Annotated in this window: 7 protein-coding genes; 3 read left to right on the forward strand and 4 right to left on the reverse strand. The window is 74.8% G+C overall.

Annotated features, from left to right (window positions below; translation table 11 throughout):
• Window positions 1–68 precede the first annotated feature (68 nt).
• Entirely contained in the window at window positions 69–3,080 is a 3,012-nt protein-coding gene (locus tag FMM08_RS10490) for a glycoside hydrolase family 78 protein (protein WP_147926291.1), read from the forward strand.
• A 27-nt stretch (window positions 3,081–3,107) separates the two neighbouring features.
• Here the strand turns inward: FMM08_RS10490 and FMM08_RS10495 are convergent, their stop codons facing one another.
• The 4 genes from FMM08_RS10495 to rhaI all read right to left on the reverse strand — a co-directional run bounded on the left by FMM08_RS10495 (window position 3,108) and on the right by rhaI (window position 8,488).
• Window positions 3,108–3,596 carry an SRPBCC family protein gene (locus tag FMM08_RS10495; protein ID WP_147926292.1) on the reverse strand — a complete coding sequence of 163 codons (489 nt, stop codon included), beginning with the start codon at window positions 3,594–3,596 and terminating at the stop codon, window positions 3,108–3,110.
• A gap of 74 nt (window positions 3,597–3,670) precedes the next feature.
• Window positions 3,671–5,143 carry a rhamnulokinase gene (locus tag FMM08_RS10500; RefSeq protein WP_147926293.1) on the reverse strand — a complete coding sequence of 491 codons (1,473 nt, stop codon included), beginning with the start codon at window positions 5,141–5,143 and terminating at the stop codon, window positions 3,671–3,673.
• Between the two features lie 79 nt (window positions 5,144–5,222).
• Window positions 5,223–7,316 carry a bifunctional aldolase/short-chain dehydrogenase gene (locus FMM08_RS10505; RefSeq protein WP_147926294.1) on the reverse strand — a complete coding sequence of 698 codons (2,094 nt, stop codon included), beginning with the start codon at window positions 7,314–7,316 and terminating at the stop codon, window positions 5,223–5,225.
• A 2-nt stretch (window positions 7,317–7,318) separates the two neighbouring features.
• Window positions 7,319–8,488 carry an L-rhamnose isomerase gene (gene rhaI / locus FMM08_RS10510; protein WP_147926295.1) on the reverse strand — a complete coding sequence of 390 codons (1,170 nt, stop codon included), beginning with the start codon at window positions 8,486–8,488 and terminating at the stop codon, window positions 7,319–7,321.
• Window positions 8,489–8,615: 127 nt separating this feature from the next.
• Between rhaI and FMM08_RS10515 the strand changes: the two genes are divergently transcribed.
• Window positions 8,616–9,635: a LacI family DNA-binding transcriptional regulator gene (locus FMM08_RS10515; RefSeq protein ID WP_147926358.1), complete on the forward strand. Its 1,020-nt coding sequence runs from the start codon at window positions 8,616–8,618 to the stop codon at window positions 9,633–9,635.
• 195 nt (window positions 9,636–9,830) lie between these two features.
• Window positions 9,831–11,156, forward strand: coding sequence for an ABC transporter substrate-binding protein (locus FMM08_RS10520; protein WP_147926296.1), 1,326 nt, complete (start codon window positions 9,831–9,833; stop codon window positions 11,154–11,156).
• The last annotated feature ends 52 nt before the right edge of the window (window positions 11,157–11,208 follow it).

The raw sequence follows: 11,208 nt of genomic DNA on the forward strand, positions 1-11,208 counted from the left end.
CACGAGTGGGGCGCGGACCCGTAGGGTCAAGAATGAAACGTTCCAAAACGAGATGGTGAGGCGCGTCGATGACGACGGACCAGGCAGCGACCACCCCCGCCCCCACGTCGGCCGGGGCGGCCCCGAGCGTGGCGGTGCTGCGGGTGGAGCACCACCGCGCGGGTGAGGCGGTCGGCATCGGTGGCGGCGCGCCGCGGCTGTCCTGGCAGGTCGCCCCCGGCCCCCGCGACTGGGTGCAGGCCCGCTACGAGCTGCGCCTCGTCGACGACGACGGCCGGGTGGTCGCCGCTGCGGCCCCCGTGGACTCCGCCGACCAGGTGCTCGTCCCCTGGCCCTTCGCCCCGCTCACGAGCGGCCAGCGGGTCAGCGCCCAGGTGCGCGCCACCGGCGCGGACGGAGCCACCTCGCCGTGGTCGGCGCCCGAGCCCGTCGAGGCGGGGCTGCTGCGGCGCGAGGACTGGAGCGCCGCCCTCGTCACCGCCGACCCGCCCGGCGAGCCCGGCGCCCCGGTCGCCTCGCCGGCTCCGCGCCTGCGCCGCATCTTCACCGTCCGTCCCGGTCTGGTCCGCGCGCGCCTCCACCTGACCGCGCACGGCCTCGTGGAGGCGCACCTCAACGGCCGCCGCGTGGGGGACGAGCTGCTCGCACCGGGCTGGACCGCGTACCGCTCCCGCCTGCGGTACCGCACCCACGACGTCACCGACCTGCTGGTCGAGGGCGACAACGCGGTGGGTGCGCTGCTCGGCAGCGGCTGGTGGCGGGGGCGCCTGGCCTGGGGCGGGCGCCGCGCGCTGTACGGCACCCAGCGGGCGCTGCTCGCCCAGCTCGAGCTGACCTACGCCGACGGGAGCACCGACCGCGTCGTCACCGACGCGAGCTGGCGGACGAGCCCGAGCGAGGTGCTGGAGGACGACCTCTACGACGGCGAGCACGTGGACCTGCGGCTCCGCGACGACGCCTGGCTGCAGCCCGGCTTCGACGACGGCGACTGGCAGCCCGTCATCGAGCTGCCCCTGCCGGAGGCCGAGCTGGCGGCTGCGGACTCCGCCCCGGTGCGGGCGGTCCGCGCGGTCCGGCCGCAGGCCCTCGAGGTGCTCGACGGCCCCGGGGCCGGCGCGGACCCCGGCCAGACGACGGTCCGCGTCGACCTCGGGGAGAACGTCGTCGGGCACCTGCGCCTGCGGCTGCGACCGGAGCTGGCCGTGCAGGAGGGCGACCGCGTCGTCGTCCGCCAGGCGGAGGTCCTCGAGCACGGCGCGCTCGGCGTGCGGCCGCTGCGCACGGCGAGGGCCACCGACACCTACGACCTCGCGGCGGGCGCGTCGGCGGGCGCGCAGGTGCTCGAGCCGCGCTTCACCTTCCACGGCTTCCGCTACGCCGAGGTGTCCGGTCCGGCCTGGTTGACGCACCTGACCAGCGACGACGTCGAGGGCGTCGTCATCACCTCGGACCTCGAGCCTGCGGGGGGCTTCTCCTCCTCCGAGCCGCTGCTCGACCAGCTGCACGCCAACGTGCTGCGCGGCTGGCAGGGCAACGCCGTGGACGTCCCCACCGACTGCCCGCAGCGCGACGAGCGCCTCGGCTGGACCGGCGACGCCCAGGTCTTCAGCCCCACCGCGTCCTTCCTCACGCGATCGGGCGGCTTCTGGACCAGCTGGCTGAAGGACGTCGCCGCCGACCAGGTGGACGGCGCGGTGCCGTTCGTCGTCCCCGACGTCCTGTCGGGTCCGGGCGTGTTCGGCGCTGACGGCGCGCCGGTCCCGGCGGCGGCGTGGGGCGACGCGGGCGTCGTCGTCCCGTGGGTGGTCTTCGAGCGCACCGGCGACACCGCCGTGCTGGCGCGCCAGTGGCCGAGCATGGTCGCCTGGGTGGAGCGCCTGCTGCGCGAGGCGGGGGAGGACCTGCTGTGGGCGGGCGGGTTCCAGTTCGGCGACTGGCTCGACCCGACCGCGCCCCCGGACGACGCCGCCGCAGCTCAGGCGGACCCGGACGTCATCGCCACCGCCCACCTGGCCCGCGGTGCCGAGCTGCTGGCCCGGACCGCACGGGTGCTGGGGCGTGACGAGGACGCCGCGCACTGGGACGACGTCGCGCAGCGGGTGCGGCGGGCCTTCACGGCCGAGTACGTGACGGGCTCCGGGCGCGTGCTCTCGGACTGCCCGACCGTCTACGCCGTGGCGATCTGCTGGGACCTGCTCCCCGACGGCGCCCGCCAGCACGCCGGCGACCGCCTGGCCGACCTCGTGCGCACGTCGGGCTTCCGGATCAGCACCGGCTTCGTGGGGACGCCCCTGGTGACGGACGCCCTCACGCTGACCGGGCACGTCGACGTGGCGCACCGCCTGCTGCTGCAGCGGCGCGTGCCCAGCTGGCTGTACCCGGTGACCATGGGCGCCACGACGGTGTGGGAGCGGTGGGACTCGATGCTCCCCGACGGCACCATCAACCCCGGCGAGATGACGTCGTTCAACCACTACGCGCTCGGCGCCGTGGCCGACTGGATGCACCGCACCCTGGCCGGGCTCGCGCCGGCCTCCGACCCCGCCGGTGACCCGAGCACCGCGGGCTACCGCGAGATCGTCGTGGCGCCGCGGCCCGGTGGTGGGCTGACCAGCGCGTCCGCGTGGCACGACACCCCGTACGGCCGGGCCTCGGCTGGCTGGCGCGCGGAGGGCGGCGCCTGGCGCCTCGACGTCGTGGTGCCGCCGGGCGCGCGGGCGGTCGTCCACCTGCCCGACGGCAGCGAGCCGGTGCGCGTCGGCAGCGGCGAGCACGCCTTCTCCCTGCCGCTGGCCGCAGCCCTCGGCCGGCCGTCCCGGCCCGTGGGCCTCGGCTCCTCCGTCCGCGAGCTCCTCGACGACGCCCGCGCGTGGGACGCCGTGTCCGCGGCGCTCGTCGCAGCCGGGGTGGGGCAGGACGACGCCGAGGCCGCCCGGCGGATCGCGCCGCTGCTCGAGCGCGACGTGCGGACCATGGCGCTCTCGGCGTCCGCGCCCGGCAGCGTGCCGTCCGGCTCGCCGCTGCTCGACGCCGTCGAGCAGGCGCTGGACGGAGTGGCGTCGACGTCGTCGTCGAGCTGAGGGCCGCGCGGCCGGCGACCCGAGGGCTCAGCCGGCCGTCTCGGACGCCTCTCCCGCTGCCCGCTCGGCGGCGGGGGAGGCGTCGAGGCGTCCCACGGCGAGGTCTTCCAGGCGGGCGAGCAGCTCCTTGTTGCGCAGCCCGATGACGAGGGCCCGCAGCGGCCGGGGGACCCAGCTGCCGGGACCGGAGACGGCGTCCTCCTCGATCGTGACGATCGTCCCGTCACCGCGGCCGAGCAGGGAGATCACCACGCGCGCCTCACCCAGCGGCCATCCCTTCGCGGTCAGCTCGAGGCGCTTCCCCGGGTCCACGCCGTCGAGGGTCGACGTGCCGCGCTGCATGAGCGGCCAGGCCCCGAAGGAGTGGTGCAGCACCGCCCCGACGACCGGCCAGTCGCCCTCGACGGCGCGCAGGTGAGCCGTGCCGACCACGAACACCGGGTAGTTCCACGGGTCGCTCAGCACCTCCCACACCAGCTCCGAGCGGACCGGGACCCAGTGGTGCCGTGTGCTCACGCCCCCACCCTGGCCCGTCGGGCGTCGACCGCCAGCCGAGGTGCCGGCCGGGAGCGCCGGTCGGCCTCCTGCCGTCAGCGGGGGTCGTACCGGAGGAGGTGGTGCGTGTCGCGGACGAGCGCGCGCAGGTCCTCCAGCTCACCGGAGAGCGTCCCGGCGGCCCGCGCCTGCACGAGCACGTTGCCCAGCGCGGTGGCCTCCACCGGACCGGCGAGCACCGGGCGGCCGCAGGCGTCGGCCGTGAGCTGGCAGAGCAGGGCGTTGCGCGCACCCCCGCCCACCACGTGCACCACGTCGACCTGCTTGCCCGACAGGCGCGCCGCGTCGTCGACGGCGCGGGCGAACGCTGAGGCCAGGCTGTCGAGGACGCACCTCACGACGGCGGGACGCTCCCGCGGCACCTGCTGGCCGGACGCGCGCGCGGCCTCGCGGAGGCGCGCCACCATCGGCCGGTGGGCGCTCGGCGGGGCGAGGAAGGCGGGGGCGTCGACGTCCACCACCACCCCGCCGACCTCGGCGGCCGCCGCCTCGAGCAGGCCCGGCAGGGCGTCGGCGTCCAGGCGCCAGTCGGCCAGGCAGCCCTGCAGCACCCACAGACCCATGACGTTGTGGAGGTACCGGACCCGCCCGTCCACGCCGCGCTCGTTGGTGAACCCCGCGGCGAGGCTCTCCGGGCTGGTCACCGGTCCGGCGAGCTCCACGCCCACCAGGGCCCAGGTGCCGCAGGCGACGTAGGCGAAGCGCTCGGTGGCTGCGGGGACGGCGACGACGGCTGAGGCGGTGTCGTGCGTGCCCACCGCCACGAGCTGCGCGCCCTCGAGCCCGGTGGCGGCGGCCACCGCGGGGCGCAGCTCCCCGAGCACGCGGCCGGCGTCGTGCACCGGGGGGAGCAGGGGCCCGACGTCCACGCCGCCCGCGCTCGCCAGGGCCACGAGGTCGGGCGCCCAGCGGCCGGTGCGGACGTCGGCGAGGCCCGTGGTGGAGGCGTTGCTCGACTCCGCGCCCACGTGCCCGGACAGCCAGTACCCGAGGAGGTCGGGCAGCAGGAGCAGGGTGCTCGCGCGGTCGAGGTGCGGGCCTCGGGCCTCGGCGAGCAGCTGGTAGAGGGTGGTGAACGGCAGCCGCTGCAGGCCGTTGCGCTCGTACAGCCGCTCGGGGCTGGTGCGGGCGTCGAGCTGGTCGAGCAGGCCGTCGGTGCGCTCGTCGCGGTAGGACCGCGGGTTCCCCAGCAGCGACCCGTCGGCGGCGAGGAGGGCGTAGTCGACGGCCCAGGTGTCCACGCCGACCGTCTGCACGCGCCCGGCGCGCCCGCCGGGGAGCTGCGCCGCCAGCTCACCGGCGCGGCGCAGCCCGGTGAGGGCGTCCTGCCACAGGCCGAGCACGTCCCAGTGGAGGGCGCTGTCGAGGGTGCCCGCGCCGGCGGACACCTCGACGCCCCCGTTGCGGAAGCGCGCGGCCTCCACGAGGTCCAGGCGGCCGCCGCCGACGTCGCCGAGCATCACGCGGCCGCTGGAAGCTCCGAGGTCGACCGCCGCGTGGAGGCTCACCGCCCCCTCCGGGTGGCCGATCGTCCACGATCACGGCGGAGGGTGCTCCGGACGTCCATGATCACGGCGGGGGAGGGGGTCATCGGAGGAAGGCGGCGGCCACGCCGCTGTCGACCGGCACGTGCAGGCCGGTCGTCCGCGACAGCTCCCCGCCGGTGAGCACGAACACCGCGTCGGCCACGTGCTCGGGCAGCACCTCGCGCTTGAGCAGCGTGCGCTGGGCGTAGAAGGAGCCCAGCTCGGACTCCTCCACCCCGTAGACCTCCGCTCGCGAGGCCCCCCACCCGCCGGCGAAGATCCCGGACCCGCGCACCACGCCGTCGGGGTTGATGCCGTTCACGCGGATGCCGTGCTCGCCCAGCTCGGCGGCCAGCAGCCGCACCTGGTGGGCCTGGTCGGCCTTGGTGGCGGAGTAGGCGATGTTGTTCGGCCCCGCGAAGACGCTGTTCTTGGACGAGATGTAGACGACGTCGCCGCCCATGCCCTGCGCGACCATCACGCGCGCCGCGGCCTGGGAGACGAGGAAGGAGCCCTTGGCCATGACGTCGTGCTGGAGGTCCCAGTCGCGCTCGGTGGTGTCCAGCAGCGGCTTGCTCAGCGACAGGCCCGCGTTGTTGACCACGAGGTCGAGCCCGCCGAACGCCAGGACCGCCTCGGTGACCGCCGCCGCCACAGCGGCGCTGTCGGAGACGTCGACGGCGACGCCGACCGCCACGTCCGCCCCTCGCTCCGCACCCACGAGATCGCCGATCTCAGCGGCCGCGGCCTGCGCCTTCGCGAGGTCGAGGTCGGCGACGACGACGCAGGCGCCCTCGCGGGCCAGCCGCTTCGCCGTCGCCAGGCCGATGCCCGACGCAGCGCCCGTCACCAGGGCCACGCGGGTGGCGAGGGCCTTCGGCTCCGGCATCCGCGCGAGCTTGGCCTCCTCCAGCGCCCAGTACTCGATGCGGAACTTCTCGGCCTCGGCGATGGGCGCGTAGCTGCTGACCGCCTCCGCCCCCCGCATGACGTTGATCGCGTTGACGTAGAACTCGCCCGCCACCCGCGCGGTCTGAGCGTCGCGGCCGTAGGTGAACATCCCCACCCCGGGGACCAGGACCACCAGCGGGTCGGCGCCCCGCACCGACGGGGAGGTGTCGGGCCCCTCGGTGACCGCGTGGCGGTGGTAGTAGGCCAGGTAGTCCTCCCGGTAGGCCCGGTGCAGCTCGGGCAGCCGCGCCAGCACCTCCTCCAGCGACGCCGTCGCCGGGAGGTCGACCACCATCGGGCGGACCTTGGTGCGCAGGAAGTGGTCGGGGCAGCTCGTGCCGAGCGCCGCCAGCCGCGGGTGCTCGGCCCGCGCCAGGAACTCCAGGACGACACCGGCGTCGGTGAACGCCCCGACCTGCGGCGCGTCCGTGCTCGCCAGCCCGCGCAGCACCGGTGCCAGCGCGGCGGCGCGCTCGCGGCGCTCGGCCGGCTCGAGCGGGCCGTACCCGTCGAGCTCGGCGCCGAAGGGGTGCTCACCGCGGGCCGCCAGCTCGGCGGTCTTCGTGTCCAGGTACCGCTCGGCGGTGTGGATGATCTCCAGCGACCGCTGCCGGCACTCCTCGCTGGTCGCACCCCAGGCGGTGATGCCGTGCCCGCCGAGGACGCAGCCGATGGCCTGGGGGTTGCTCGCGGCGACCTCGGCGATGTCGAGGCCCAGCTGGAAGCCGGGGCGGCGCCACGGCACCCACACCACGCGGCCCCCGAAGACCTCCCCCGTCAGCGCCTCGCCGTCGGCGGCGGTGGCCAGCGCGATGCCGGCGTCCGGGTGGAGGTGGTCGACGTGGGCGGCCTCCACGAGGGCGTGCATGGCCGTGTCGATGGACGGTGCAGCGCCGCCCCTCCCGAACAGGCAGTGGTCGAACGCGGCGACCACCTCGTCCTCGCGCTCCACGCCGGGGTAGACCCCGCGCAGCGCGCGCACCCTGTCGAGGCGCAGCACCGCCAGGCCCGCCTCGGTGAGCGTGCCGAGGTCTCCGCCGGAGCCCTTGACCCACAGCAGGTCGACGTCGGAGCCGGTGACCGGGTCGACGCCGGTGCCCTTGGCGGAGGTGTTGCCGCCGGCGTAGTTGGTGTTCTTCGGGTCGGCACCCAGCTGGTGCGAGCGCTCCAGCAGCTCGCCCACCGCGGCGTTCGTCGTCGTCATCGTCAGGCCCCCCAGCTCGCCTGGGCCCCGCCGATGCGCTCAGCGGCGATGCGGTCCAGGTACCCGGTCGCGGCGAAGGCGGCGTACGGGTCTCGCGGGAGGCCCTGGCTCTCGCGCAGGTCGGCGAGCAGCCCGCGCACGTCGGTGTTGTAGGCGTCCATGAGGACGCCGTTGGCGCCGAGCACGTCCCCGGAGGTCTGGGCCTCGGCGAGCGCCTCCCTGTCGACCAGCAGCGCCTTGGCCGTGGCCTCCTGCACGTTCATCACCGAGCGGATCTGGCCGGGGATCTTCGGCTCGATGTTGTGGCACTGGTCGAGCATGAAGTTCACGCCGGAGGTCGGCAGGTGCGCGCCGGCGCCGACGATCTCGCTCATGATGCGGAAGAGCTGGAACGGGTCAGCGGCGCCCACGATGAGGTCGTCGTCGGCGTAGAAGCGGCTGTTGAAGTCGAAGGCGCCGAGGCGGCCGGCGCGCAGCAGCTGCGCCACGACGAACTCGATGTTGGTGCCGGGCGCGTGGTGGCCGGTGTCCAGCACCACGGACGCCCGCTCGCCCAGGGCCAGGCAGTGCAGCAGCGAGGTGCCCCAGTCGGGCACGTCGGTGGCGTAGAACGCCGGCTCGAAGAACTTGTACTCCAGGAGCAGGCGCATGTCGGCGTCCAGGCCCGCGTAGACCTGCGCCAGCCCCTCGGCCAGGCGGTCCTGACGGGCGCGCAGGTCGTCCTGGCCGGGGTAGTTCAAGCCGTCGGCCAGCCAGATCTTGAGGTCCGTGGAGCCGGTCTGGCGCATGACGTCGATGCAGGCCAGGTGGTGCGCCACCGCCTTGGCGCGGATGCGCGCGTCGGGGTTGCACAGGGAGCCGAGGCGGTAGTCGTCGTCCTGGAAGACGTTGGAGTTGACCGCCCCGATGGTGACGCCCTCGTCGGCGGCGTGGGCGGCGAGCTTGCCGTAGTCGTCGACGAGGTCCCACGGGATGTGCAGGGAGACGCGGGGGGCGGCGCCGGTGTGGCGGTGCACCTGGGCCGCGTCGCTGACCTTCTCGAAGGGGTCGCGGGGCACGCCGGGGGTGGAGAACACCTTGAAGCGGGTGCCGGAGTTGCCGAACGCCCAGCTCGGCAGCTCGATGGTCTGCTGGGCCAGCGCTGCCAGCGCCTCGTCGCGCAGGTCGGTCACGGTGGGGCTCCCGGAAGTTGATGAAACGATTCAATGACGGTAGCCGCGGTGTTCGGCCCGTGTCAACGCCTCCATCGGAGCACGCCCGGCGCGGTGCGCGCTCCGCGGCGGCTAGCGTGCGGTCGTGGTGGTGGGCATCAAGGACGTCGCGCGCGAGGCGGGCGTCTCCGTCGGCACGGTCAGCAACGTGCTGAACCGCCCCGACAGCGTCAGCCCCGCCAAGCGCGCTCTGGTCGAGGCCGCCGTCGAGCGCCTGGGGTACGTGCGCAACGAGTCGGCCCGCCAGCTGCGCGCCGGCTCCTCGCGCACCATCGCCCTGGTGGTGCTGGACGTCGCCAACCCCTTCTTCGCCGACGTCATCGCGGGAGCCGAGGAGGCCGCCGAGGACGTCGGCGCGCTCGTCGTCGTCTCCAACAGCGGCGGCAGGCCCGAGCGCGAGGCGCGCCACCTCGCGCGCCTGGAGGCCCAGCGCGTCATGGGTGTGCTGCTGTCCCCGGTGCGCGACGGCGAGAACGCCGCCGCCGCGGAGCTGGAGCGCCGCGGGACGCCCGTGGTGCTGGTCGACCGGGTCTCGGGGTCGGCCACGTCGCCGTCGGTGGCCGTCGACGACGTGCGGGGCGGGCGCCTCGCGGGAGAGCACCTCCGGGACCTCGGGCACCGCGCGGTCGCGTTCGTCGGCGGCCCCGACCACCTCGGCCAGGTCCGGGACCGGCTCGCAGGGCTGCGCGTCGCCGCGGGGGAGGTCGTGCGCGTCGAGGTGGTGGCCAGCGACGACATGTCCGTGCGCGCCGGCAGTGCGGCGGCCGCGCGGATCTTCGAGCGCTGGCCGGACCCCGCCGACCGGCCGACCGCGGTCTTCTGCGCCAACGACCTCCTCGCCCTCGGGGTGCTCAACGAGTGCGTGCGCCGCGGCGTGCGGGTGCCCGACGAGCTCGCGCTCGTCGGGTACGACGACATCGGCTACGCCGGCACGGCGGCGGTGCCGCTCACCTCGGTGCGCCAGCCGCGCGAGCTGCTGGGGCGCACGGCGGTGGAGCTGCTGCTCGAGACCGTCGACGGCGGTGCCGACGGGCGGGCGGGGGCGGGGCGGCACGTGCACTTCACGCCCGAGCTCGTCGTGCGCGAGTCCACCCAGCCCTCTCGCTGAAGCCCGCGGAGCGGCTCCGCCCGCGCCGCTCCCGCGGCGCTCCCCGGCGCCGGTGCGGCGGGTGGGTGGCGCCGAGCCGTTAGCGAGAAGTGCTTGACGCCGTCGAGCAGGTGCGCGTACGTTCCCCGAACTGAAACGATTCATAGACGGCGGCCGGAGATCTCCGGCCGCTGCCCGTCTCGACGAGGAGACCTCGTGAAGGTGCCCCGCTCCCGCCTGCTCGCAGCCCTGGTGGCCGCCCCCCTCCTGCTCACCGGCTGCAGCGCCGGCTCCCTCGGTTCCTCCTCCGACGAGGGGTCTGGCGGTGCGACGGCCATCACCTTCCTGGTGGACAACGGCGCCGGCACCGCAGACGTGGCCAACGCCCTGGTCGACGCCTTCGAGGCCGAGCACCCCGACGTCACCGTCAAGGTCGAGACGCGCCCCGGGGGAGGCGACGGCGACAACCTCGTCAAGACCCGCCTGTCCACGGGGACCATGGACGACGTCTTCCTGTACAACTCCGGCTCGCTGTTCCAGCAGATCGACCCGGCCAAGAACCTCACCCCGCTCACCGGCGAGGACTTCGCCTCGCGCATCGACGACGCCTGGAAGCCCAACGTGTCGGCGGGGGGCGACCTGTACGGCGTGCCGTTCGGCACCAGCTTCGGCGGGGGCGTCCTCTACAACATCCCCGTCTACACCGAGCTCGGCCTCTCGGTGCCGACCACCTGGCAGCAGTTCATCGACAACAGCCAGAAGATCAAGGACTCCGGCAAGGGCGTCGCGCCGGTCGTGCAGACCTACGGCGACACCTGGACGTCCCAGCTGTTCGTCCTGGGTGACTTCCACAACGTGGCCGCCGCCGAACCGGGCTTCGCCGACGACTTCACCGCCAACAAGGCCAAGTACGCCACCGACCCGGCCGCCATCAAGGGCTTCGAGCACACCCAGCAGGTGCACGACCTCGGCCTCACCAACAGCGACTTCGCCTCCGCCACCAACGCCGACGGCCTGCGCATGGTCGCTGACGGGACCGGTGCCCAGTACCCGATGCTCTCGGCCGTGGTCGCCGGTCTGCAGACCGCTGCGCCCGACGAGGTGGGTGACGTCGGCTTCTTCGCCCTTCCCGGCGACGACGCCGCGACCAACGGGCTGACCGCCTGGGCGGCCAACGGGCTGTACGTGCCCAAGAGCACGACCGGCGCCGAGCTCGACGCCGTCAAGGAGTTCCTCGACTTCATGACGACGCCGGCTGCCTGCGACGTCCAGAGCAAGGCCAACACGCCCACCGGGCCGTACCCGATCACCGACTGCTCCCTCCCCACGGACGTGCCGCAGCTCACCAAGGACGTCGTGAAGTACTTCGACGACGGCAAGCAGAGCCCGGCCCTGGAGTTCCTCTCCCCGGTGAAGGGCCCGAGCCTCGAGCAGATCACCGTGCAGGTCGGCTCCGGCATCAGCACCGCCGCCGAAGGCGCGGCCCTGTACGACCAGGACGTCCAGAAGCAGGCGCAGCAGCTCGGCCTCGCCGGCTGGTGACGACCACCCCCGCCCGCCCCGGCCCGCACCTCGCGGGCCGGGGCGGGACCCC

Source organism: Quadrisphaera setariae (genome assembly GCF_008041935.1).
Classification (GTDB): Bacteria; Actinomycetota; Actinomycetes; order Actinomycetales; family Quadrisphaeraceae; genus Quadrisphaera; species Quadrisphaera setariae.